21 protein-coding genes are annotated in these 22,504 nt (G+C 66.3%); 15 read left to right on the top strand and 6 right to left on the bottom strand.

The window, feature by feature from the left end; all coding sequences use genetic code 11:
* Positions 1–6 precede the first annotated feature (6 nt).
* From AC1DQR_RS08090 to AC1DQR_RS08070, 5 genes are all read left to right on the top strand, one after another.
* Positions 7–1,029, top strand: a complete 1,023-nt coding sequence (locus AC1DQR_RS08090; protein WP_477132854.1) for a type II secretion system F family protein — start codon at positions 7–9, stop codon at positions 1,027–1,029.
* 29 nt (positions 1,030–1,058) lie between these two features.
* Positions 1,059–1,916 carry a pilus assembly protein TadD gene (locus AC1DQR_RS08085; protein WP_477132853.1) on the top strand — a complete coding sequence of 286 codons (858 nt, stop codon included), beginning with the start codon at positions 1,059–1,061 and terminating at the stop codon, positions 1,914–1,916.
* Between the two features lie 77 nt (positions 1,917–1,993).
* Positions 1,994–2,353, top strand: a complete 360-nt coding sequence (locus AC1DQR_RS08080; RefSeq protein WP_416051505.1) for a DUF3613 domain-containing protein — start codon at positions 1,994–1,996, stop codon at positions 2,351–2,353.
* The gene (locus AC1DQR_RS08075; RefSeq protein WP_477132852.1) at positions 2,350–4,077 is read left to right on the top strand and encodes a TadG family pilus assembly protein; all 1,728 of its coding nucleotides are present in this window, start codon (positions 2,350–2,352) and stop codon (positions 4,075–4,077) included. Before AC1DQR_RS08080 ends, AC1DQR_RS08075 begins: the two co-directional genes overlap by 4 nt.
* Positions 4,078–4,115: 38 nt before the next feature.
* Positions 4,116–5,486, top strand: coding sequence for a sigma 54-interacting transcriptional regulator (locus AC1DQR_RS08070; protein ID WP_416051507.1), 1,371 nt, complete (start codon positions 4,116–4,118; stop codon positions 5,484–5,486).
* A 33-nt stretch (positions 5,487–5,519) separates the two neighbouring features.
* Here the strand turns inward: AC1DQR_RS08070 and AC1DQR_RS08065 are convergent, their stop codons facing one another.
* Positions 5,520–5,846 carry a hypothetical protein gene (locus tag AC1DQR_RS08065; RefSeq protein WP_477132851.1) on the bottom strand — a complete coding sequence of 109 codons (327 nt, stop codon included), beginning with the start codon at positions 5,844–5,846 and terminating at the stop codon, positions 5,520–5,522.
* Positions 5,847–5,918: 72 nt separating this feature from the next.
* Positions 5,919–6,776 carry a helix-turn-helix domain-containing protein gene (locus AC1DQR_RS08060; protein WP_309405743.1) on the bottom strand — a complete coding sequence of 286 codons (858 nt, stop codon included), beginning with the start codon at positions 6,774–6,776 and terminating at the stop codon, positions 5,919–5,921.
* A gap of 400 nt (positions 6,777–7,176) precedes the next feature.
* Here AC1DQR_RS08060 and AC1DQR_RS08055 point away from each other — a divergent pair, with 400 nt between their 5' ends.
* Positions 7,177–8,166: a Bug family tripartite tricarboxylate transporter substrate binding protein gene (locus AC1DQR_RS08055; RefSeq protein WP_416051508.1), complete on the top strand. Its 990-nt coding sequence runs from the start codon at positions 7,177–7,179 to the stop codon at positions 8,164–8,166.
* 81 nt (positions 8,167–8,247) lie between these two features.
* Here AC1DQR_RS08055 and AC1DQR_RS08050 read toward each other — a convergent pair whose 3' ends face one another.
* Complete coding sequence (locus AC1DQR_RS08050; protein ID WP_477132850.1) at positions 8,248–8,592, bottom strand: NirD/YgiW/YdeI family stress tolerance protein; 345 nt, start codon at positions 8,590–8,592, stop codon at positions 8,248–8,250.
* 211 nt (positions 8,593–8,803) lie between these two features.
* On the opposite strand from AC1DQR_RS08050, the gene AC1DQR_RS08045 reads away from it, so the two are divergent.
* The 7 genes from AC1DQR_RS08045 (at position 8,804) to AC1DQR_RS08015 (ending at position 18,171) form a co-directional block, all read left to right on the top strand.
* Positions 8,804–9,949 (top strand): exonuclease SbcCD subunit D, encoded by a 1,146-nt coding sequence (locus tag AC1DQR_RS08045; protein ID WP_477132849.1) that lies wholly within the window; start codon positions 8,804–8,806, stop codon positions 9,947–9,949.
* On the top strand, positions 9,946–13,023 hold the full coding sequence (locus AC1DQR_RS08040) for an AAA family ATPase (protein WP_477132848.1): 3,078 nt from the start codon (positions 9,946–9,948) through the stop codon (positions 13,021–13,023). Before AC1DQR_RS08045 ends, AC1DQR_RS08040 begins: the two co-directional genes overlap by 4 nt.
* 395 nt (positions 13,024–13,418) lie before the next feature.
* A complete protein-coding gene (locus AC1DQR_RS08035; protein WP_477132847.1) occupies positions 13,419–14,102 on the top strand; it encodes a 3-oxoacid CoA-transferase subunit A in 684 nt (227 codons plus the stop codon).
* Positions 14,103–14,122: 20 nt separating this feature from the next.
* Entirely contained in the window at positions 14,123–14,770 is a 648-nt protein-coding gene (locus AC1DQR_RS08030; protein WP_043357060.1) for a 3-oxoacid CoA-transferase subunit B, read from the top strand.
* Positions 14,771–14,868: 98 nt separating this feature from the next.
* Positions 14,869–16,071, top strand: coding sequence for a 3-oxoadipyl-CoA thiolase (pcaF, locus tag AC1DQR_RS08025; RefSeq protein WP_416051512.1), 1,203 nt, complete (start codon positions 14,869–14,871; stop codon positions 16,069–16,071).
* Between the two features lie 223 nt (positions 16,072–16,294).
* Positions 16,295–17,026 (top strand): SDR family NAD(P)-dependent oxidoreductase, encoded by a 732-nt coding sequence (locus tag AC1DQR_RS08020; protein WP_043357057.1) that lies wholly within the window; start codon positions 16,295–16,297, stop codon positions 17,024–17,026.
* Positions 17,027–17,151: 125 nt separating this feature from the next.
* Positions 17,152–18,171 (top strand): Bug family tripartite tricarboxylate transporter substrate binding protein, encoded by a 1,020-nt coding sequence (locus AC1DQR_RS08015; RefSeq protein WP_150993157.1) that lies wholly within the window; start codon positions 17,152–17,154, stop codon positions 18,169–18,171.
* 243 nt (positions 18,172–18,414) lie between these two features.
* On the opposite strand, the gene AC1DQR_RS08010 is transcribed toward AC1DQR_RS08015, so the two are convergent.
* The gene (locus AC1DQR_RS08010) at positions 18,415–18,636 is read right to left on the bottom strand and encodes a hypothetical protein (RefSeq protein ID WP_416051513.1); all 222 of its coding nucleotides are present in this window, start codon (positions 18,634–18,636) and stop codon (positions 18,415–18,417) included.
* Between the two features lie 311 nt (positions 18,637–18,947).
* Between AC1DQR_RS08010 and AC1DQR_RS08005 the strand changes: the two genes are divergently transcribed.
* A complete protein-coding gene (locus AC1DQR_RS08005) occupies positions 18,948–19,493 on the top strand; it encodes a PadR family transcriptional regulator (protein ID WP_150993161.1) in 546 nt (181 codons plus the stop codon).
* 115 nt (positions 19,494–19,608) lie between these two features.
* Here the strand turns inward: AC1DQR_RS08005 and AC1DQR_RS08000 are convergent, their stop codons facing one another.
* Positions 19,609–20,610: an NAD(P)H-dependent flavin oxidoreductase gene (locus AC1DQR_RS08000; RefSeq protein WP_477132846.1), complete on the bottom strand. Its 1,002-nt coding sequence runs from the start codon at positions 20,608–20,610 to the stop codon at positions 19,609–19,611.
* Between the two features lie 81 nt (positions 20,611–20,691).
* Entirely contained in the window at positions 20,692–21,072 is a 381-nt protein-coding gene (locus tag AC1DQR_RS07995; RefSeq protein WP_477132875.1) for a nuclear transport factor 2 family protein, read from the bottom strand.
* 385 nt (positions 21,073–21,457) lie between these two features.
* On the opposite strand from AC1DQR_RS07995, the gene AC1DQR_RS07990 reads away from it, so the two are divergent.
* Positions 21,458–22,486 (top strand): tyrosine-type recombinase/integrase, encoded by a 1,029-nt coding sequence (locus AC1DQR_RS07990; RefSeq protein WP_477132874.1) that lies wholly within the window; start codon positions 21,458–21,460, stop codon positions 22,484–22,486.
* Positions 22,487–22,504: the final 18 nt, after the last annotated feature.

Raw genomic sequence — 22,504 nt, 5'->3', positions numbered from 1 at the left:
GGGACCATGGATAGCACTACCTTGATCTCGCTGAGCCTATGCGTGGCGGCCATCGGGCTAGCCGCCCTGGCCTTGCCGCTGGTGGGGCAATGGCGGCAACGTCGCCGCGCCGAGCGGACCATCGACGCTGCGCTCTCGCGACAGGCGGCCGCGGCTGCCGCCGTCCCGGACGCTCCCGCCACCGCTCCGGCCAGCACGGCCAATGCTGCCAACGCCGCCGCGGCCCAAAGCGCCGGCGCTCGCATTGGCGCGCGGCTGGGCAGCCAGCTTAGCAAGCGCTTTGACCAGCGTTGGCTTGAGTCGCCTTTGGGCAAGGCCGTGGTGACGGTCGAAGAACAGCGATTGCTTGAGCAGTGTGGTTTTTACGGTGACAAGGCCCGGGCCATATTTGGAGGGCTGCGCCTGTCATTACCGGCGGCGTTGGCGGCGGGGGTCTTTGCATGGCGTTTGCCCACATCGCTGATGGGCGCAACGATGTGGGCCTTCGTCACGTTCGCGGTGTTTTTCCTGGCGCCGAAATGGGCGTTGCAGCGTCGGGCCAGCAGCCGCATGCTGCGCCTGGAGGATGAGTTGCCTGTGCTGGTCGACATGCTGCGCCTGCTGCAGGGTGTGGGGTTGTCGATCGATCAGAGCCTGCAGGTGATCGTGGCGGAGTTCGGCGGCATGCTGCGCGTGCTTGGCCCTGAGCTGATGCGTGCCAACCAGCAGTTTGCCTCGGGCCGGTCGCGTGACCAGACGCTCCAGCGCATCGGGAAGTTGTTCGACAGCGAGGACCTGAAAAGCCTGATCACCATGCTTAGCCAGGTGGATAGATTCGGCGGGGCCGTTCAGGAGCCACTGCGGCAATTTGGCTTGCGCTTGCAGGAATCGCGCAAGGCGCGCATGAAAGAGCAGGTGGGGAAGCTGACCGTGAAGATGACTGCAGTCATGGTGGTGACCATGCTGCCGGTATTGCTGATCATCACGGCCGGACCAGGCTTTTTGGGCGTGATAAGAATGCTGGCGCATATGTCGGGGGGATCGAAATGAACAAGCAAGACAAGCGCTCAGGAAGCAAGATGAGATATCGATCGCGTTGGCTCGCGCACTCTTCAACAGCGCTGGCATCGGCGCTGGCCCTGGCCGTGCTATCCGGCTGCGGCACCAGCCTGGCCACCCGCATGAGCGATCAGGCGGATGCCCAGGTGGAGCTGTCCAAGCTGCGCGACAAGCAGGACCGGGCCATCTATGACGATAAATCGGTCTACCTCGGCCTGATCGGCAAGATGCAGGAAGAGGGCCTGTACTTCGCGTCGCTCGCGCATATCGACGTCTACGAGAAGCGCTTCGGCGCTTCGCCGGCGATGACGCTCATGCGCGCGGACGCGTTGCGCGAGACCAATCAGGATGCCGCTGCCGAGCAGGCTTATCGCAGCCTGGCCGGCACTTCGGTGCAGGCGCGCGCCTACCACGGCCTGGGCCTGATCGCCGGCCGCAGGAACGACTTTGCCGCTGCCGCGACAGCGTTTCAATTGGCAACCGGCGCGGATCCCACCAATGCACAGGTGGCCAATGACCTGGGCTACGCGTTGATGCGCACGGGTGCGTTGGCCGAGGCGCGCGTACCGGTGATGCAGGCCTTGCAGCTCGATGGCAGGAACCCGCGCGTCGTGAGCAACGCGGCGGTCTGGCTCGCAGCCGACGGCAAGCGTGAGCAGGCGGCGTCGCTGATGCAGCGGGCCGGCCTGCCCGAGGCAACGCGCAAGACGGTGTTGCAGGAAGCAGAGCGGGTCCGGCGCGCGAGCACGCAACGCGAACGCGTCGCCGCGGAGCAGGCCGTGGCGCAGACCGCGCCACAATCGGCCCGGCTTGCCGCCGCCGGGACACCCGGCCCGAACCATCAGCGCCTGACCGACATCCTCCAGGCCACGCCATGAGAGATCGCTGGATGGCACAACCTCGCAATACCCGATACCCGTTGTCCGCGCCGACGGCACCAACCCAGGAGAATTCCATGAACCAGACCGGAACAAGAAGCCTGCGTGGCCATGCCCGCCGCAGCGGACTGGCGCTTGCGATCGCCATGCTCGGGTTGGGCGCCTTCCCCGCCGAGGCCCAGACGGACGCACCTGCAACACCCTCGGCGCGACCGGCCCGGCAAGAGATTGGCCCGCATACCCGTGGCATCCTCGAGATCCAGCGCAGTGGCGCTCAGGCGGGCGAGCTGCAGGTGTTGCGTGGGGAGCAGGCAGCCCTGTCCTACCAGCGCTATATGGCGACGTTCACCTATCCGATCCCCGAGTTCTACACGGGCCAGGCGGGATCGAAAAATGGCTCCAGCGGTGGCGCGGGGCAGGGAGTGGCAGGCCGATGATTCGCTGCTGCTCGCATCTCGTCGCCGGGCGCCGACGCGGGCAGCGCGGTGCCATCGGTGTGCTTGGCGCCCTGCTGCTGGCGACGGTTGCGATCGGTTCGCTGGTGTCGATCGATGTCGGCCACGTGTTCTACCGGCAACGCCAGTTGCAAAAGATCGCCGATATGGCCGCACTGGCCGGCGCACAGCAGCTCAAGCAGGCCGCGGCTGCCGCCACCGTGTCGGCCAATGTGCTGAGCGCCACGCAATCGGCTGGCGCGCAGAATGACTACGCCGGCACGGCGACCGCCAATTGCAGCGCAGCGGGCAGCAGCGATGCCGATGGCATGCGTGTCTGCCTGGGCGTATGGGATCCGGCTTACAGCACTGGGAGCGACACCGTACGGCACTTCAACGCCGGCTACGACACCACCAAGCTATCGGCAAACGCGGTGCAGGTGGTCGTGACCCAGACCGTGCCGATCCTGTTCGTGATTCCGGGCAGCGCGTCGCGCCAGTTGCGCGCGGAGGCGATCGCCAATGCGAGCCCGCCGGTGGCGTCGTTTTCGGTCGGTAGCGGGTTGTTGGATGTCAACACCGGTAGCAGTGTGCTCAGCAGTTTGCTGGGAACCTCGGTGCAGTTGTCCATTTTGGACTGGCAAGGCTTGCTCAACGCCAATGTCACGCTCGACCAACTGCGCCTGAAGCTGGGTGTTGGCACCATTGACGACTTGCTGAAGACCTCGCTGTCGATCCAGCAGTTCTATGCGCTCGTGCTGGGCGCGGCCGGCAAGGATTCGCTGCTGTCCGCGGCGCTGGGCAGCCCGCCCACGCAACTTGGGTTGAGCGGGGTCAAGGCCAACGTGGGACTGGGTCAGTTGCTGAACCTGGGCGTGCTGGCGCCGGCGGCGTCGTCAGCGGCTGACGTGGCATTGAACGTGGCGCAGTTGCTGATGCTCGGGGCGCAGGTCGCGAATGGCAACTCGGCGATCCAGGTGAAGTTGCCAAATCTTAGCGTGCCCGGCCTTACCAGTATCGGCGCCCAGCTCTATGTCGTGCAGCCACCTGTGATGGCGGTTGGGCCGGCGCGGCAGCTGAGTCCCGGAGTCTGGCAGACTACCGCGCATACGGCGCAGGTGGGGTTACGACTCGATGCCGGAATCAGTATTGACGTGGCCAGCCTAGTGGGCATCGGCATAAACGTGCCACTTTATATTGAGGTTGCGGCGGCCACGGCCTCATTGCAGGGCATTCAGTGTGCGGCCGCAAAGGCGGATTGCCGTGCCACATTGGGGGTGAACACAGGCTTGGTCAAGGCATGCCTTGCCGCAGCCTCCGGCAGTGGCTGCGCGTCCGGCCCTGTCACGTTGGTGGACACCGGGATTAGTCTTCTCGGTACGGGGGTGAGCATCATCGCCAGCGGCAGTGCGCGAACCGGCGTGGTCGGCGTCAACAGTTCGACTATCAGCATGGCACCAGGCACAACGACTCGAGTCGGGACGCCCCAACCACTGACGGGTGTCCTGGTCGATGTTGTGGGTAGCCTGAACCTGACGGTCGCCGTCAAGGTACTCTGGCTTGACTTATTGAGCGTCAAGTTGCCACTGGCCGGTCTGCTTACGCCTTTGTTCACTGCTTTGGACAGCGTGCTTGGCCCTCTACTAGGCGCATTAGGCATCCAGCTAGGCTACGCCGACATCTGGATGCAAGGAATCGACTGCAACAACGCCGAGCTGGTGTTCTGAGCCATGCAGCAGGCTAATCGCTATACGGCGGAAGACAGATGAAGACAGATCGCTGGGCTTACGAGAGCCTTGAAGTATATGTATGGGAAGGCAAGTCTGACATTGCCGACCGGGTGGCGCGTTTCCTGTCACCGCTTGGCGTGGACGTGATCCGCGCCGGCGCGCTGGAGGCGTTGCCCGCGGAGCCGCGGCTCAAGCCGTGCGTGGCGGTCATCAGTGTCTCGGTGATCGGCGCAGCGAAGTTCACCGCGCTGGACTGGGAGGCGGCCCACGGCATGCCCGTGGTGTGGGTGGCGGCGCCGGGGCGCGAGACGGATCCGGGGCGCTTTCCCGCGGAGTATGCGCATATCCTTGCCGACGATTTCACGGGGCCGGATCTGCGCAACCAGATTGGCAAGCTGCTGCCGCAGTTGCTGGCGGCGGCCGAGCCGGCGAATGCGGTGGCGGATCTGGTGGCGGAGTCGCCCGCCATGCAGCAGTTCCTGTCGCAGGTGGAGACCTTCGCGGATTTCGGCAGCAACGTGATGCTGTATGGCGAGACCGGCGCGGGCAAGGAGCGGATCGCGCAGCGCTTTCACGAGCGCAACAACATCTATGGCAAGGGGCCGTTCGTTGCCGTGAATTGCGGAGCGATTCCCGATGGCTTGTTCGAGTCGCAGTTCTTTGGCCATGCCAAGGGCGCGTTTACCGGCGCCATGTTTGCGCACCGCGGCTTCTTCGAGCAGGCCAACGGCGGCACGCTGTTCCTGGATGAAATCGGTGACCTGCCGATGTTCCAGCAGGTCAAGCTGCTGCGCGTGCTGGAGGAGAGCGCGCTGACCCGGCTTGGCTCGACCATGCCGGTCAAGCTGGATTTCCGCCTGGTCGCGGCCACCAACAAGGATCTGCGCGAGGCCGTGTCGCAGGGCCGCTTCCGTGCGGACCTGTATTTCCGGCTGGCGGTGATCGAGCTGCGGCTGCCCAGCCTGGAGGAGCGGGGCGCTGTCGATAAGGTGGCGTTGCTGGTGTCGTTCCTCAAGCAGATGCTCGGGGCCTCAGGGCTGGACGCGTTGCCGCCTGTGCCTGACTGGCTCAAGGGGGCGGTGGGCACGGCGTTTTTCACGGGGAATGTGCGCGAGCTGCGCAACCTGGCCGAGCGCATCGGCATTACCGTGCAGCAGACCGGGCATTGGGACGAGGCGCGGATCCGGCCTTTGTTCCGCAGCCTGCGCCCGGGTGCGTTCGATAGCAGCGAGCGCACGGCCGACTGGCGCGGCGAGACCGAGGAGCGCCGCCGCATTGTGGCCGCGCTGGATGCCAATAGCTGGCGGCGCCAGGATACGGCGGCCAGCCTGGGCATCAGCCGCAAGGTGCTGTGGGAGAAGATGCGCAAGTTCCAGATCGCCGACAACGAGGCCGAGCCGGCGTGAATTGTCCCCGTCATGGCACGGGGGCGCCGCGCCTCAGAACGTCTTCTTGCCGCCCTGGTACGCGCTGATGATGCGGTTCATTTCCGCCAGCAGCGCGGCGCTCTCGCCGTGCAGCGTGCGCGCAATGCCTTGCATGTAGCCGAGCAGTTCCTGCTTGGCGGCTTCGGCAAAGTCCATGGTCACTGCCTGGTCCTCGTACAGCAGCACGTACGAGCGGGCAAAGCCGTACAGCAGGAAGTAGGCTGCCGCGTGTGCGGGGTCGGTGTCGATCAGCTCGCGCGTGGCTTTCTTCACCGTCACGAAGGCGTCGGTGCCGGGGAGCGAATCCTGGAATTGCTGGAGGGTGGTTTCAAGCGTCATGGCGCAATATCGGTTAGTGAGAACGGGTTCGGTACATCAAATGAAAATGGCTGCATGGCGGATCGCGCCCGCTCATACGCTGTTCAACATGCGCCGCAGCAGCGCGGCGCCATCGCGCCCCTTGTAGGCGCGTTGCCATAGGTCATTGACCATGGTGGTGTAAAGCCGTACCGCCTCGGGCGCCGCGGTCACGGTGGCGATGCCGGTGGACACGTTGGGAAATTCGCCAAAACGGAATGGGCTGGTGGCCACATAAGCCTTGCCGGGCCGCTCGAAGACCTGGAAGGTCACGTTGGGCATGCTGCCGTCGACGATGCCGATCTGCAGGCCGATGGGCTGCGCGTCCAGCAGGTCGATCACGCGTTCGATCTCGCGCCGGGCTGCCAGCGAGCGCTCCATGCGCACCGCGGGCGGCAGGTCCAGCCGTCCCACCAAGCCAAAATGCACGAAGCGCTCCAGCGAGCGCAGGTCGATCAGGCTGGTGATGGGCGGCACGCTGCGCGCGAACGATTGCTTGCGCTCTTCCAGCAGGTCCAGCAGGGCGTCGATGGTTGCGGCTGGCGCCGGCTGCGGGCTCTCCGCCAGCATCTGGCGCAGGTGGCCGGCGTAATCGGGCGAGGTCAGCAGGTAGGAGATCGGTTCGAAATGGGCCAGGATGCGCGTTGCGCCGTGCTCGAGCTGGCGCATGCGCTCGATATACGCCACGGCCGAGTAGTAGTACTCGGACTCGACCCCCAGCATGGAAGCCAGCGAGGTGCCGAGCAACTGGGCGAGACGGCCAAGGGTCTCGATCTTGACGATGTCGCCCTTCTCCATGCGATAGATCGCGGCCCGCGATACGCCGAGCTGTTCGGCGATGGCTTCCGCGCGCATCCCCGCGCCTAGACGGTACGCGCGCAGGCGATTGCCGATTTCAACGAAATCAACCATTGGGCCGGCAGCGAGCGGAGCGTCCATCCTCGGGGAATCTCAAAAAGAAGACAAGGCCCATCCTAGCATGGGCCGTGGCCGGATGGCGAGAGAAGCATCGTGTCGGAATGGCATGCCGTCGCGCTTCCCCGTGTTCAAGGCATCCGTGCTTCCGGACGATATACCCTTCACAGCCGGATGATCCGGATCAGTCGCATTTTGTGCATCAATATGTCTTTGATGCTCGATTGTGGTGCATGACGACGGCAACAATGCTCGTATAGTCTCGTAAACGAGACTTGGCTAGTTTTTTGGATGGCATGTATATTGCGATCCGCATCATGAGGCCGGCAATCCGCTGGTTTCCCGCATCACGCTTGCCACATCAAAGGAGCGCCTCAGGCGCCAGAAAAGGAATCCGATGAAGAAGTCCCTCGCCACGGCGCTGTCCGCAGCCGTCACGATCGTTACGACTGCCACGCTGACCCTGGCCGTAGTGCCTGCCCAGGCCGCTGGTTATCCAGACCGCCCCATCACCATCGTCGTGCCCTACGCCGCCGGCGGCAGCAACGACCTCGTGGCGCGCGTGCTGAGCCAGCGCCTTGGCCAGGACCTGGGTGTATCGGTGGTGGTGGACAATGCGCCGGGCGCCAGCGGCACCATCGGCGCGCTCAAGACCATCAACGCGCCGGCCGACGGCTACACGTTGCTGCTGGGTTCCAACAGCGAAATCTCGATCGCCAAGCTGACCAACCCGAAGATCAAGTACGACGGCCAGCGGGATCTCGTGCCCTTGCGCATGGTGGGCTCGCAGCCCATGGTGCTGGTGTCCGGCGCGCATTCCGGCATTCAGGGCGTGGCGGGTTTCCTGGCGCTGGCCAAGAGCAAGAAGCCGGTGAACTACGGCACCTCGGGCATCGGCACGCCGCTGCATTTGTCGGGAGAGCTGATCCGCGGCGCCAGCAAGGTCGATATGACCCACGTGCCGTACAAGGGCGGCGCGCCGGCCATCGCCGACCTGATGGCAAACCAGATCGAGTTGGGCGTGCTGGTGCTGTCGACGGCGCTGCCGCAGATCAAATCGGGCAAGCTGCAAGCGATTGGCGTGACCTCGGCCACGCGCTCGCATGCCGCGCCCAATATCCCGGCACTGGCGGAGAACAAGGCCCTGGCCAATGTGGACATGCGCCTGTGGTTTGGCTTGTTCGCGCCGGTGGGCACGCCCAAGGCGGTGACCGACAAGCTGACGGACGCACTGGCTCGCGCCATCAACGCGCCGGAAGTGAAGAGCAAGCTGTCCGAATCGGGTGTCGATATCGATGCGAAGGACGCCGCCGCCTTTCGCAGCTTCATCGCCAGGGAAACCGAGTCGTACCGCAAGATCGTGAGCGAAGCCAATATCCAGGAATAATCAGGATTCCAGGCTTCCAGACGTCAGTGCGGCGATGCCCGGGTGCTTACGGCCCGGGCATCGCCGTTTTTGCGCTATGCATTAAAGAATGCGGATCTGCTTGACCTTGAACTTGGAGTCGCCGAAGAGCTGCTTGTCGTATTCGCCCAGCAGTTCCACCTTGGTCGATGCGTCCACTGGCTTTCCGGCAGGCCACAGCTTCTTGTCGATCTTGATCCGGATCTGGCCGGTGCCGTCGTCGAGCTGGTAAAGCTCGTGGCCCACGCTGCTGATGATCTGCCCGCGCAGCACGGCATGCTGGTCATCCTTGCCTTGCTCCGTCAACGCCTTGACGGTGGTCGTCGGAACCGTGGTTGGGCCCACGTACTGCGCTTGTGCCAATGCGGCCGTAGCCGTCAGTACTGCCGCGATCAGGATGCGTTTCATGGTTTCTCTCTCAGGTCTGGTTGAAACATACCGGCTGGGGGGCGGCAACCTGGCCAGCCCATTGTGCCGGAGGCGGTGCTTTTGCACTGGCTCGGCGCCTATTGTGGAGAGTGCAGGCTGAACCGAAGCTGAATGACGGCTGCGCAACGTTATGATGGCGCGTGCCGCCGCGGTCCGCTCCGGCCCGTCCACATACTGCTAGGGATTCACATTGCGTTTTCTTCACACTGCCGACTGGCATCTCGGGCGCGTATTCCATGCGCGCAGCCTGATTGAAGACCAGGCCTGGGTGCTTGACCAATTCGTTGCGCTGGTGCGCGAGCGCCGGCCCGATGCGGTGCTGATCGCCGGCGACGTGTATGACCGCGCGGTGCCGCCGCCCGAGGCCGTGGCGTTGCTGGACGACGTGCTGGCCCGCATCGTGGTGGATGCCGGCATTCCGGTGGTGATGATCGCGGGCAATCACGACAGCGCCCAGCGGCTTGGTTTCGGCGCGCGGCTGCTGACGGCGCAGGGTTTGCACGTGGCCGGCATCACCGAGCGTGATGCCACTTGCGTGACCTTGTCCGATGCCCATGGCGAAGTACGGATCTACGCCTTGCCCTATGCCGAGCCCGCAACCGTGCGCGACGCCTTTGACATGGAACTGCCCGGGCACCAGGCGGCGTTGGCGGCGCGCCTGGACGCGATCCGCGCCAGCCATCCGGCGCAGGCGCGTTCGGTGGTGGTGGCCCACGCTTTCGTGATCGGTGGCGAGGCTAGCGAATCCGAGCGGCCGCTGTCGGTTGGCGGCAGCGGCGCCGTTGCCGCCAGCGTGTTCGACGGTTTCGACCTGGTCGCGCTTGGCCACCTGCATCGCCCGCAGACCTTCAGCCAGCGCATCCACTACGCCGGCTCCTTGCTGAAGTACTCGCTGTCCGAAGTCACGCATGCCAAGTCGGTCTCGCTGATCGAGCTGGCGGCCGATGGCGCCGTCAGCATCGAGCCGATCGCGCTGTCGCCCCGGCGCGACCTGCGCATGGTCGAAGGGCAACTGGCCGATCTGCTCGCGCAAGGCGCGGCAGACCCGCGGCGCGATGACTACATCCACGCGGTGTTGACCGACAACGGCGCCTTGCTCGATCCGATGGCGCGCTTGCGCCAGGCCTATCCCAATGCGCTCGCCATCGAGCGCGCCGTGCTGGCGCGTTCGGGCGAGGCCGGGGCGGCAGGCCAGCGCCTGCGGCAGCTCGATACCGGCGAGCTGTTCGCCAACTTCTTCAAGGAGGTGGCGGACGAGGAGCTGGACGACGACAAGCGCCGCGTGCTCGACCAGGTGCTTGAGGGCATTGCCCGCGCAGACCGGGAGTCCGCATGAGACCGCTGCGCCTGAAATTGCAAGCCTTCGGCCCGTTTGCCGCCAGCGAGGAAATCGACTTCACCCGGCTCGGGGAGCGGGCTTTCTTCCTGATCCACGGCCCCACCGGCGCGGGCAAGACCACCCTGCTCGACGCGATCTGCTTTGCACTCTACGGCGACACCTCTGGCGGCGAGCGCAGCGCGCAGGACATGCGCAGCGCCAACGCCGATCCGGCCTTGCGCACGGAGGTGACGTTCGAGTTCAGCTTGGGTGGCCAGCGCTACATGGCCACGCGTTCGCCCGCGCAGGAGCGGCCCAAGCTGCGCGGCGAGGGCACCGTCAAGGAAACGCCCAAGGCCCAGCTTGATGTCATGGGCGACGCGGGCTGGACCAGCAAGGCGAGCCAGCCCAACAAGGTCGATGACTTCGTGCGCAACCTGCTGGGCTTTGACAGCAGCCAGTTCCGCCAAGTGATCGTGCTGCCGCAGGGGCGCTTTCGCGAATTGCTCACGGCGGATTCCAAGAGCCGCCAGGCCATCCTCGAGCGGCTGTTCCGCACCGAGCTGTATCGGCGCGTGGAGGAACTGCTCAAGGGGCAGGCGGCCGGCATTCGCCAGGAAGCCGAGCGCCTGCGCATCGAGCAGACGGCGTTGCTGCAGCAGTATCAGTTGGAGTCCGTGGACGCGCTGCGGGAGCAGGCTGCGGGGTTGCAGGCCCAGCTGGCCGAACTGCAGCAGCGCGATGTGGCCGCGCGCACCGCGCTGGAGGTGGCCACATTGGCAACCCGGCAGGGCGAGCAGACGGATGCCCGCTTGCGGGAGCAGCGCGATACCGAGGCGGCCCATGCTGCGCTGATGGCGCAGCGGCCCGAGATGGAGGCGCAGCGCCAGCGCCTGCAGGCCGCACGCCGAGCCATGCAGGTGCAGCCGTTCGAGCAGCATCTGGGGCAGGCCGTGCAGGAACACCAGCAGGCGCAGCAAGCGCTGGCCGCGGCAAGCGCGCGGTCTGCCGATTGCGCCGCCGTCTCGACCACCGCCGCGGCGGGGCTTGAGGCCGAAGTGGCCCGCGCCGGCGAGCGCCAGACGGCGCAAAAGCAGGTGACGGAGCTGGAGGCCATGTTGCCGCAGGCGCAGCGGCTCGGCGTGCTGCAGCAGGAGTTGGCGGCTGCGGCACGCCAGCAGGCGCAAGCGGGCGCGGCCCATGCCGGGGCGCTGCAGGCGCAGCAGCAAGTCACCGCCACGTTGCGCCAGGCCGAGGCCGGCCTGGCGCAGGCGCAGGAAGGCGCGCGCGGGCTGGAGACGATCCAGCTCAAGCAGGCCGGCCTGGCGCAGCAGGCAACCACGCTCGACAAATACGCCGCCACGCTGGCGCAATGCGAGCAAGCGCGCCGCCAGGCCGACGCCGACCAGCTCGCCGCGCAGCAAGCCGCCCAGCAGCAGGCGGCAAGCCTGCTGCGCCTGCGCGAGACGGAGCAGGCCTGGCGGGCCGGGCAAGCCGCGCGGCTGGCTGCCGGCTTGCAGGATGGCCAGGCGTGCGCAGTCTGCGGGAGCACCGCGCACCCGCAACTGGCGCGGCACGTCGATGCGCCGGTCTCCGACGAGGCACTGGACCTGGCCCGCGAGGCCGCACGGCTTGCCGACCAGGCGGCGCAGGCCGCAGCCAGCCGTGCGCAAGGTGCATCGCTGGCCGCCATGCACCGGCAGGAACAACTGGATGAACTGCGCGAAGCGGCGGGAGCGATGGGCATGCCCGACGGCGCCGCGCAAGACCCGGCGGCGGCCAGGCAGCAGCTCGCCGGCGCCATCCAGGCGCTGCGCCAGCAGCAACAGGCGGCAGAGGCGGCCGCCGGCCGTTGCCAGCCGCTGGCCGCGGAAGTTGAGCGGCAGCAAGCCGCCCTCACGGCAGCCGAGGCGGCCATTCGCGCCGCCGAGGCCGCTGTGCAGGATGCAGGCCAGCGTCACGCCAAGCTCCAGGGCGAGTGGCAGGCCGCCAGTACGCAGGTGCCGCCGGACCGGCGCGAGCCGGAGCGGCTCGCCGCTGCGCTGGCACAGGCACGCCGTGACCTTGCCGCGCGCGAAGCCGCACTGGCCGCCGCGCAGGCAGCCGACAAGCAAGCCGGCGTGGGGCTGGCGGCAGCCCTGGCCGCGCAAGCCGCCGCGCAAGCGAGCCTCGCTACTCACGCAAAGCGGGAGACGCAGGCGGGTGCCGCATTCGCGAGCGCGCTGGAGCAAGCCGGCTTTGTCACCCGCCAGGCCTACGCCGAGGCGCGCATGCCGGGCGCGCAGATGGAGCAGGCCGAAGCCCAGGTCAATCGCTTCGACCTCGACCTGGCCGCTGCCGGCGATCGCCGCGAGCGCGCCGCCATCGCCGCGCGCGACCTTGCCCCGCCGGATCTTGCCGCGCTGCGCCAGGCTCAGGCGGACGCCGCCGGCGCGCTCGAGGCACTGGTCCGGCAGCAGGCCGACCTGCACCGCAGCCGCGAGAACCTGCTGCAGTGCCAGCAGCGGCTGGATGCACTGGCCAGCAAGGGCGCGGACATCGAGCGCAGCTACGCGGTGCTTGGCCGCCTGGCCGAAGTGGCCAACGGCAACAATCCGCGCCGCATGACATTCCAGCGCTTCGTGCTGGCCACCTTGCTCGACGAGGTGCTGGAAGCGGCCTCGCTGCGGCTGATGCGCATGAGCCGCAACCGGTATGAGCTGCAGCGCGTGCGCCAGCAGGGCGACCAGCGTACCGCCGGCGGCCTGGACCTGGAGGTGTTCGACCACGATACCGGCATGGCGCGCCCGGCCAATACCTTGTCCGGAGGCGAGGGCTTCCTGGCCTCGCTCTCGCTCGCGCTGGGGCTGGCCGATGTGGTGCAGTCGCGCGCGGGCGGGATCCAGCTCGATACCTTGTTTGTCGACGAGGGTTTCGGCACGCTCGATCCGGAGAGCCTGGACTTTGCCATCCGCACCCTGATCGACCTGCAGCATGCCGGGCGGCTGGTGGGCATCATTTCCCACGTGGCCGAGCTGCGCGAGCGCATCGATGTGCGGCTGGAGATCCGGGCGGGGGCCGGCGGCAGCCGGGCGGAGCTGCAATTGCCGTAGCGGCCCGGGACCACCTCAGCGGGGCCTGAAGAGCGTAAGCTGTCCGATGTTCCGGGCCACCGTGGCCCCATTGGCAAGCTAGCTTTCAACTGCCCTACGGTTGTGGCCGGCTAACGCACAAGCGATTTGCCGGCGCCTTGACCACCCGCGGACAGCGGGTGTAACCTGTTCATTCTGCGAATTGAAGTTCGCAATTAGAACAAACCACAATAATAAGAAAAACCAAAGTCTGTTGGATTCGTTTCCGGCGGTGCGCCTTTTGCAAGCGGAGGGCGCCCAAGCCGGATGGCTCTTCCGGCAGGACTGTCCGGAGACAGCGTTTGCGCGCCGCCTGATTTCCCTCCTTGGCGGCCGGTTCCGGATAGTTCGTCCGGACTCTCGGAACTGGAACGCAAGTGATCAACAAGCTATTCGACTCGGTGGAATCGGCCATGGCCGATATCCAGGACGGCGCCACCATCCTGATCGGCGGCTTCGGCATGGCAGGCATGCCGGCGGAGCTCATCGATGCCCTCATCGCCCAGGGCGCCCGCGACCTCACCATCGTCAACAACAACGCCGGCAATGGCGACACCGGGCTGGCCGCGCTGCTCAAGACCGAGCGCGTGCGCAAGATCATTTGCTCTTTCCCGCGCCAGGCCGACTCCTACGTCTTCGATTCGCTCTACCACGCCGGCAAGATCGAACTGGAACTGGTGCCGCAGGGCAATCTGGCCGAGCGCATCCGCGCCGCCGGCGCCGGCATCGGCGGCTTCTTCACCCGCACCGCCTATGGCACGCCGCTGGCCGAGGGCAAGGAAACCCGCATCATCGACGGCCAGGGCTACGTCTACGAGACGCCCATCCATGCCGACTTCGCCCTGATCAAGGCGCTGCGCGCCGACCGCTGGGGCAATCTGACCTACCGCAAGACCGCGCGCAACTTCGGCCCCATCATGGCGATGGCCGCCAAATGCCCCATCGTGCAGGTCAGCGAGATCGTCGAACTCGGCGAGCTGGACCCGGAACACATCGTGACCCCGGGGTTGTTCGTCAAGCGCGTCGTCAAGGTCGACGGCGCCAGCCAGGCCGSTGCCTGAGCGCCAAGGAGATCCAGAATATGCAACGCCTGACCCGCGATCAGATGGCCGCCCGCGTGGCCAAAGACATTCCCGACGGTGCCGTGGTCAATCTCGGCATCGGCCTGCCCACCTTGGTTGGCAATCACCTGCCAGCCGACCGTGAAATCCTGCTGCACAGCGAGAACGGCCTGCTCGGCATGGGCAAGGCACCCCCCGCCGGCGAAGAAGACGGCGACCTGATCAACGCCGGCAAGCAGCCGGTCACGATCAAGCCGGGCGGCTCGTATTTCCACCATGCCGATTCCTTCGCCATGATGCGCGGCGGCCACCTCGACTTTTGCGTGCTGGGGGCTTTCCAGGTCTCGGTGAAGGGCGACCTGGCCAACTGGCATACCGGCGCGCCGGGCGCGATTCCCGCCGTGGGCGGCGCGATGGACCTGGCGATTGGCGCCAAGGAGGTGTTCGTGATGATGGAACACCAGACCAAGCAGGGCGAGAGCAAGATCGTGGCGGAATGCACGTATCCGCTGACCGGCATGACCTGCGTCACGCGCATCTATACCGATCTGGCGACTATCGACGTCACGCCTGACGGGCTGGTGGCGCGCGATCTGGTTGAAGGCCTGTCCTTCGACGAACTGCAACGCCTGACCGGCGTGCCGCTCAAGCAGGGCGCTTCTGCCTGAGTGCCTGAGTGTTGGCCTGACCGGCGGGGCCAGCCCCGGCGAGCACGCTTGCAAGCCTCCCGTTTTCACGATCACGAACAAGCAAGAGAGAGACAACCATGACCGAAGCCTTCATCTGCGACGCCATCCGTACCCCCATCGGCCGCTACGGCGGTAGCCTGTCCGGCGTTCGCCCGGACGACCTGGGCGCGGTGCCGCTCAAGGCCCTGATGGCACGCAACCCGAACCTGGACTGGTCCGCCATTGACGACGTGATCTACGGCAATGCCAACCAGGCCGGCGAAGACAACCGCAACGTAGCGCGCATGTCGCTGCTGCTGGCCGGCCTGCCGCAAAGCGTGCCGGGCGCCACCATCAACCGCCTGTGCGGCTCTGGCATGGACGCTACCGGCACCGCCGCGCGCGCGATCAAGTCCGGCGAAGCCGGCCTGATGCTCGCCGGTGGCGTGGAAAGCATGAGCCGCGCCCCGTTCGTGATGGGCAAGGCCACCAGCGCCTTCTCGCGCGATGCGCAGATTTTCGACACCACCATCGGCTGGCGCTTCATCAACCCGGCGATGCGCGCGGCTTACGGCGTGGACTCGATGCCAGAGACCGCCGAGAACGTTGCCACCGACTACAAGATCAGCCGCGAAGACCAGGACCTGATGGCCCTGCGCAGCCAGGAAAAGGCATCGCGCGCGCAAGCCGACGGCACGCTGGCGCAGGAAATCACCGCGGTCACGATCGCCCAGAAGAAGGGCGATCCGCTGGTTGTGGACCGCGACGAACACCCGCGTGCCACCAGCATGGAAGCGCTGGGCAAGCTGCGCGGCGTGGTTCGCGCCGATGGCACCGTGACCGCCGGCAATGCCTCGGGCGTGAACGACGGCGCCTGCGCCATCCTGCTCGCCAGCGAAGCCGCGGCCCGCCAGCACGGCCTGACGCCCAAGGCTCGCATCGTCGGCATGGCAACCGCCGGCGTGGCGCCGCGCGTGATGGGCATTGGCCCGGCACCGGCTTCGCAAAAGCTGCTCAAGCAACTCGGCATGACCATCGCCCAGATGGACGTGATCGAGCTGAACGAAGCGTTCGCCGCGCAAGGCCTGGCCGTGCTGCGCGAACTCGGCGTGGCCGACGACGACGCACGCGTCAACCCGAATGGCGGCGCGATCGCGCTGGGCCACCCGCTCGGCATGAGCGGCGCCCGCCTGGTCACCACCGCCATGTACCAGCTGCACCGCACCGGCGGCCGCTACGCGCTGTGCACGATGTGCATCGGCGTGGGCCAGGGCATCGCCATGGTGATCGAGCGCGTCTGATCGTCAGCAGCCTGACCGTTTGACGCCCGGGCGCCCGCGGGTTTCGGCTCGCGGGCGCCGTGCGCTAAAGAATGCCGCGCGGCTGCCGTTAGTACCCGGTGGAAGTGCAGGCTGATGAAGTTTCCCAACGCAAAGAAGCAGCGCGACAGGGCCGACTGGCTCGCCGGCTCTCGTCGCATCCTCTTCAGCATGACCCGGTGCCCCTTGCCGGTCGGAGTATGTGATGTCCCTTCCCGTTGCCACGCTCGTTACCGGCGCCAGTTCCGGTATCGGCCGCGCCATCAGCGAAATGCTGCTGGCCGATGGCGTGACCCAGGTGGTCAATGTCGACTATGTCGCCCCCGCCTGGTCCCATCCCAATATGACGTTTGTCCAGGCCGACCTGACCAATGCCGACGCGACCCGCGCCGCGGCCGAGCAGGTGACCTCGCGCTTTGCCGTGACCCGGCTGGTCAATAATGCCGGCGCCACCCGCCCCGGCACGGCCGACACGGCGCGCGTCGAAGACCTGGACTATGTGGTTGGCCTGCATCTGCAAGCCACCCTGCTGCTGACCCAGGCCTGCCTGCCCGCGATGCGCGCGGCACGCTTTGGCCGCATCGTGAACATGGCCTCGCGCGCGGCGCTGGGCAAGCCGGAACGCGTGGTGTATTCCGCCACCAAGGCCGGCCTGATCGGCATGACCCGCACGCTCGCGATGGAACTCGGCGGCGACGGCATCACGGTCAATGCCGTGGCGCCTGGCCCGATTGCTACCGACCTGTTCCGCAAGAGCAACCCCGAAGGCAGCGAGCAGACCAAGCGGATCCTCGCCAGCATCGCGGTCAAGCGCATGGGGACCCCGGAAGACGTGGCTCGCGCCTCGATGTTCTTCCTGTCGCCGGAGAACGGCTTCGTGACCGGCCAGGTGCTTTATGTGTGCGGTGGCACCACCCTCGGCGTCGCACCCGTATAGTCCCGCAGCGTGCCCGGCGCAAAACGCGCACCCGTCATCACACCGCAGCATTTAGTCCGTAGAAAACTAAAAAAGATGACCCGCGCCACAAGCGCGGGCTTACAGCGATTTATCCTGGAGCAAACATGAAATCCCATTCCCAAGCTCGCACCCCGCACAACAGCGCGCGCCGTCGCCTGCTGGCTGCCGGTGTGGCATTGGCCGCCACCTTCGGCGGCATGACCAGCGCAGCCTACGCGCAAGGCAACTATCCGACCAAGCCGATCACCATGATCGTGCCGTTCTCGGCCGGCGGCACCACCGACATCCTGGCGCGCATCGTCGGCCTGCAACTGGGCAAGGCGCTCGGCCAGCCGGTGGTGATCGACAACCGTCCGGGGGCGGGCGGCAACATCGGCGCATCGATCGCGGCCAAGGCTCCGGGCGATGGCTACACCCTGTTCATGGGCACCATCGGTACCCACGCCATCAACCAGTCGCTTTATTCCAAGCTGCCGTTCGATCCGGTCAAGGATTTCGCGCCGATCTCGCGCGTGGCGATGGTGCCGAACATCGTGGTGGTGAACCCCAAGGTGCCGGTCAACAACGTCAAGGAACTGATCGCCTACGTCAAGGCCAACCCGGACAAGCTGTCGTACGGTTCATCGGGCAGCGGCTCGTCGATGCACCTGTCGGGCGAGTTGTTCAACTCGATGACCGGCCTGCATATCCAGCACATCCCGTACAAGGGCAGCGCCCCGGCGGTCAACGACCTGCTGGGTAACCAGATCGGCCTGATGTTCGACAACATGCCGTCGTCGTACCCGCACGTGAAGGCCGGCAAGCTGCGCGCCATCGCCGTGACCTCGGCCAAGCGCTCGCCGGCACTGCCGAACGTGCCGACCGTGGCCGAATCCGGCGTGCCGGGCTATGAAGCGACGTCCTGGTTCGCGCTGTATGCCACCGGCGGCACGCCGCAGCCGATCGTCGATCGCCTGAATGCGGAAGTGGTGAAGATCCTGGCCATGCCGGAAGTGAAGAAGCAGATGGCCGACCAGGGCGCGGAGCCGCATCCCGAGAAGCCGGCCGAACTGGCCGCTTTCATGAAGACCGAGACCGCCAAGTGGGCCAAGGTGGTGAAGGCTTCGGGCGCCACGGTGGACTGATCGATCCCCGCGCGGTTGCCCCGGCCCGGACTTCTGGCCCGGGCCGATGACAGTAAAAAGGCCGGCCCTTTCGGGGCCGGCCTTTTTACGTGTGCTTGACGTCTGGACGCGCTCAGGACAGAAAAAAGCCCGCGGTAGTTTGCGGGCCCAATCCTGGCCCACACACACAGGGCAGGAGGAGACAGGGGGGAAACATTGGCAGGAGACGGTGCACGGTGCACGGCGCACGCCGCGCATCAGCCGTCAGGCCAGGCTGTACTTGACAACCTGTTCTTCCACGCCCACAAAACGCACCAGCTGACGCAAGCCGCTGGCGTACTCCTTGATATGGTGCCCGTCCGGCGTATCCGGCAGGCGGTAGTACACGGGCATCGTTGTAGCCGACGCGGGCTGGCTGGCGGCTTGGGGCCCGTCGGCCTCCCACGGGACATCCCGGTCTTCGGCGAAATCTGTTCGTCCTGGCATGGACCACTCCTGGTGAATGACTGGCATGGCTGTGCCGTGGCCGAGAACCGGCAACAGGCATGCGGAATGACTATGTCTGCAAATGTATTGCACCCTGCCGAAAAATGCTATTTAGCATTTTTTAGATCTGCATCAGCGTTGTCATTGCCTTGTCATTTTTCGTGTGTCCAACAGCCGGAAATTGGCGGTCTCCGTGAGCAGCAGCCCTGGCGGGGCCTGGCTTTGCGCTACCATAGGCGCTCGCCACTCAAAGCCATGGCGGCAGCCCTATGCCGCCACCGGGCGACCGGCCTCCACGTCACGCTTCCCGCATGTCCGTTCAGCACGCACTCCTGACCTCCCTTCTGGAAAAACCGTCTTCCGGCTACGAGCTGGCTCGCCGCTTCGACCGCTCCATCGGCTATTTCTGGCATGCGACGCATCAGCAGATCTATCGGGAGCTGGGCCGCATGGCCGAGCACGGCTGGATTGCCGCGGATGAGGGGGAGGGGGACGCCAGGAACCGCAAGAAGGTCTACTTCGTGCTGCCGCCAGGGCGCGACGAACTGGCGCGCTGGGTGCTGGCGCCTACCGCCGGCCTGGACGTGCGAGATGAAATCCTGGTGAAGCTGCGTGCCGATGCTGTCGTGGGCCCGCTCGGGCTGAGGCCGGAGATGGCGCGGCTGATCGGCCTGCACCGCGAGCGGCTCGAGACCTATCGCCAGATCGAGCGGCGCGATTTCTCCGCCGCGCAGCCCACGCGCGCGCAACAAGTGCAGCACGCCCTGCTCAAGCGTGGCATCCGGTATGAAGAGGATTGGGTGTCGTGGGCCGAGGAATTGTTGCCGCTGCTGGATAAGCAGGACGACGCGGCCTGAAGTCGCGCCGGGCGATCGCGCCCGGCGGATGGGAAATGCGTGGAAACGGGCGGCAATAGGGGGATCGGACAGGTGGCCAGGCGCTGCGGCGCGCTGGCCACCGTCAACAACGCGCTCAGGCCAGGTCGGCTGCCGTCGCGCCGTTGGCGTAAGCCGCTGCCGGGGCCAGCCCGAGGCGGCGGCGCGCCAGCGCGTATTCCTCTGCAAAGCGGCGCACCAGTTCGGCGGCCGGCACCACGCGCTTGATGGCGCCCACGCCCTGGCCAGCGCCCCAGATGTCTTTCCACGCCTTGGCGCTGCCCGAACCGAAGTTCATCTTGGACGGATCCGATTGCGGCAGCGCTTCCGGATCGAGCCCGGCATTGACGATGCTCTGGCGCAGGTAGTTGCCGTGCACACCGGTAAAGAGGTTCGAGTAGACGATGTCCGACGCGGTGCTGTCGACGATCATCTGCTTGTAGCCCGCTTGCGCGTTGGCCTCTTCAGTGGCGATAAAGGCCGAGCCCACATAGGCCAGGTCGGCGCCTGCGGCCAGCGCCGCGAGGATGCCGTCGCCGCTGGCGATGGCGCCCGACAGCAGCAGCGGGCCGTCGAACCACTCCCGGATTTCATGCAGCAGCGCAAACGGCGACAGCACGCCGGCATGGCCCCCCGCGCCCGAGGCGACCGCGATCAGGCCGTCGGCGCCCTTCTCGATGGCCTTGCGTGCGAAGGTGTTGTTGATGATGTCGTGCAGCACGATGCCGCCATAGGAGTGCACGGCATCGTTGACTTCCTTGCGTGCGCCCAGCGAGGTGATGACGATGGGCACCTTGTAGCGCACGCACAGTTCCAGGTCGTGATCGAGCCGGTCATTGGACTTGTGCACGATCTGGTTGACCGCGAACGGTGCCGACGGGCGGTCCGGATGCTTGGCGTCGTGCTCGGCCAGCTCGGTGGCGATGCGGTCCAGCCAGTCGTTGAGCACCGGGCCAGGGCGCGCATTGAGCGCCGGGAAGGAGCCGACCACGCCGGCCTTGCACTGGGCGATCACCAGGTCGGGGTTGGAGATGATGAACAGCGGCGAGCAAACCACCGGCAGCGAAAGACGGTTCTGGAGAATGGCGGGAAGTGACATGGCGTTTCTGCGAGAGTGAATACAGTGGACCGGATAGGAATACGGGATACGGGATACGGGATACGGGATACGGCGATGCGCTCAGGCGCTGGCGCTCTGCAGCACGGATTTCTGGCTGGCGAGGCGGGCGCCCATGGCGGCGGCGAGCGCGTCCAGGCCGCTCTTCGGGCGGACCATGACTTCGAAGTCGTCGATCTTGCCGGCGTCGTTAAAACGGATCATGTCGATGGCCTTGACGGATTTGCCATCGACCGTCGCGCTGAACTCCAGCACCACGCTGCGCCCGTCGTCGCTGACAAACGTGCGGTGGTAGCGGAAGTCCTGGAACACCTGGTTGACGGATTCCAGCACCATGCGCAGGGCAACGCGGCCCGGGTACGGCGTGTGGGCGACGGGCGAGTGAAAAACCACTTCGTCCGCCACGATGCTGTCCAGGTCGGACATGGAATGGGTGGCGATCATGCGGTGCCAGATGGCTAGCGAGGCCTGCGCTGCCGCTGACAAGGTTGCTTGGGTCACGGTGTCTCCTCCGGTTGGGCCGAGGGCGTGGGAGTCGCCCGTTGCGGCACGCTGCGCAACGCATGCCCGCGGCCCCTCAGGGGCTACGGCAGCGGCGGCTTACACATCGCTATGCAACTGGTTGCATAGCGATGTGTGAAAGGTAGCAGCAGACGACGCCAAATGCAATGGCCTGACGTTGCGAGGGCAGGAACCGGCGCGTTCCGGATTGCCGGATGAGGCCCGTCCTTGTTTGTGCAGCGGTCAAACGAACTCTGTCTTTTGTGGCGACTTGTCTACAATAGCGGCATTGCCGAAAACCAATGCAGGAGCGCGAGTGAGTACTGACATGAGCGCCAACGGGCCATCCCCCGACCTGTTCGATGCGGACCTGGAGGCCTGGCGGAAGCAGCCAGAGCGAGCCTTCGATGGCTGGCTGGCCAGCCACGGTTTTCGCCATGGCACGGCTGTGGTGTACCGCGCGATGTGGGGCAAGCTCTTGCGCTGGTCGGGCGAGCGCGGCTTGGCGCCGCTGTCCTGGTCGGCGGAGCAGATCGGGGCCTTCCTCGATGAGCAGGATCTGCACAAGCATCACCGTTACCGCTACACGCGGCTGATCGAGCGTGTCTTCCACCATCTATCGCTATTGCAGGACGGCTTGCACAACCCGGCCAGCCAGGCGGTGCGCGCCCACCTCGCCGAAGGCGAGAACGATCCGACCGCCTTCCTGCTGCCCGCCGAGCGCGATGCCCTGATTGCCCGCGTGCTGGCACCGGCGGCCCTGGCGGCCGGGCAGGATGGCGCCGCGCTGTCGGCCACCCAATGGAAGCGCGCCCGCGATACCGCATTGGTGGCCGTGTTGCTGGGCGCCGGCCTGAAAGTGGGCGAAGCGCGTGGCCTGGGCATCGACAGCATCGCCGAGGATGCCGGCAGGCTGCGTTTGGTCCGCGCCGACAATGGCCGCGCGTACGAGGCGCCGGTCTTTGCCTTCGCCCGGGCGGCGCTGCTGGCCTGGCTGGAAATCCGCTCCCGTAGCGGCACGCTGGGCAACCTGGTGTTCCCGGCCATGCCAAGCGGGCGGCACTTGCACGCGGCCTCGCTATACCGCCGCGTGGAGATCCTGCTCGACGAGGCTGGCGTGCTGGCGGGGCGCAGCGAGCGCGCGTCGCCGCAGACGCTGCGCAATACCTGCGGCGCACTGCATTTCGAGGCCGGAGCCGGCCCGGCCCAGGTGGCGCAATGTCTTGGCATGCGCGACCTGGAGTCTGGCTGGCGCTTGCGTGCGGCGTTTGAGGCCTGGCAGGCACGTGCTGGCCTGAAACCGGCGCACGGCGGCGCCGGTGACACAGGCACGACAGATGTGGCCTGCTATGCTTAGCCGCCCTGTTTCAACCTG

This window comes from Cupriavidus sp. 05L411 (assembly GCF_056398045.1).
The sequence above is the reverse complement of the archived record's forward strand: the minus strand, read 5'-3'. Positions and strand labels throughout refer to the sequence as shown.

Excerpts from the sequence above, each read along its gene's own strand:
- AC1DQR_RS08090 (WP_477132854.1), top strand. The coding sequence starts at position 7 with ATGGATAGCACTACCTTGATCTCGCTGAGCCTATGCGTGGCGGCCATC.
- AC1DQR_RS08085 (WP_477132853.1), top strand. The coding sequence starts at position 1,059 with ATGAGATATCGATCGCGTTGGCTCGCGCACTCTTCAACAGCGCTGGCA.
- AC1DQR_RS08080 (WP_416051505.1), top strand. The coding sequence starts at position 1,994 with ATGAACCAGACCGGAACAAGAAGCCTGCGTGGCCATGCCCGCCGCAGC.
- AC1DQR_RS08075 (WP_477132852.1), top strand. The coding sequence starts at position 2,350 with ATGATTCGCTGCTGCTCGCATCTCGTCGCCGGGCGCCGACGCGGGCAG.
- AC1DQR_RS08070 (WP_416051507.1), top strand. The coding sequence starts at position 4,116 with ATGAAGACAGATCGCTGGGCTTACGAGAGCCTTGAAGTATATGTATGG.
- AC1DQR_RS08065 (WP_477132851.1), bottom strand. The coding sequence starts at position 5,846 with ATGACGCTTGAAACCACCCTCCAGCAATTCCAGGATTCGCTCCCCGGC.
- AC1DQR_RS08060 (WP_309405743.1), bottom strand. The coding sequence starts at position 6,776 with ATGGTTGATTTCGTTGAAATCGGCAATCGCCTGCGCGCGTACCGTCTA.
- AC1DQR_RS08055 (WP_416051508.1), top strand. The coding sequence starts at position 7,177 with ATGAAGAAGTCCCTCGCCACGGCGCTGTCCGCAGCCGTCACGATCGTT.
- AC1DQR_RS08050 (WP_477132850.1), bottom strand. The coding sequence starts at position 8,592 with ATGAAACGCATCCTGATCGCGGCAGTACTGACGGCTACGGCCGCATTG.
- AC1DQR_RS08040 (WP_477132848.1), top strand. The coding sequence starts at position 9,946 with ATGAGACCGCTGCGCCTGAAATTGCAAGCCTTCGGCCCGTTTGCCGCC.
- AC1DQR_RS08030 (WP_043357060.1), top strand. The coding sequence starts at position 14,123 with ATGCAACGCCTGACCCGCGATCAGATGGCCGCCCGCGTGGCCAAAGAC.
- pcaF (WP_416051512.1), top strand. The coding sequence starts at position 14,869 with ATGACCGAAGCCTTCATCTGCGACGCCATCCGTACCCCCATCGGCCGC.
- AC1DQR_RS08020 (WP_043357057.1), top strand. The coding sequence starts at position 16,295 with ATGTCCCTTCCCGTTGCCACGCTCGTTACCGGCGCCAGTTCCGGTATC.
- AC1DQR_RS08015 (WP_150993157.1), top strand. The coding sequence starts at position 17,152 with ATGAAATCCCATTCCCAAGCTCGCACCCCGCACAACAGCGCGCGCCGT.
- AC1DQR_RS08010 (WP_416051513.1), bottom strand. The coding sequence starts at position 18,636 with ATGCCAGGACGAACAGATTTCGCCGAAGACCGGGATGTCCCGTGGGAG.
- AC1DQR_RS08005 (WP_150993161.1), top strand. The coding sequence starts at position 18,948 with ATGTCCGTTCAGCACGCACTCCTGACCTCCCTTCTGGAAAAACCGTCT.
- AC1DQR_RS08000 (WP_477132846.1), bottom strand. The coding sequence starts at position 20,610 with ATGTCACTTCCCGCCATTCTCCAGAACCGTCTTTCGCTGCCGGTGGTT.
- AC1DQR_RS07995 (WP_477132875.1), bottom strand. The coding sequence starts at position 21,072 with ATGATCGCCACCCATTCCATGTCCGACCTGGACAGCATCGTGGCGGAC.
- AC1DQR_RS07990 (WP_477132874.1), top strand. The coding sequence starts at position 21,458 with ATGAGCGCCAACGGGCCATCCCCCGACCTGTTCGATGCGGACCTGGAG.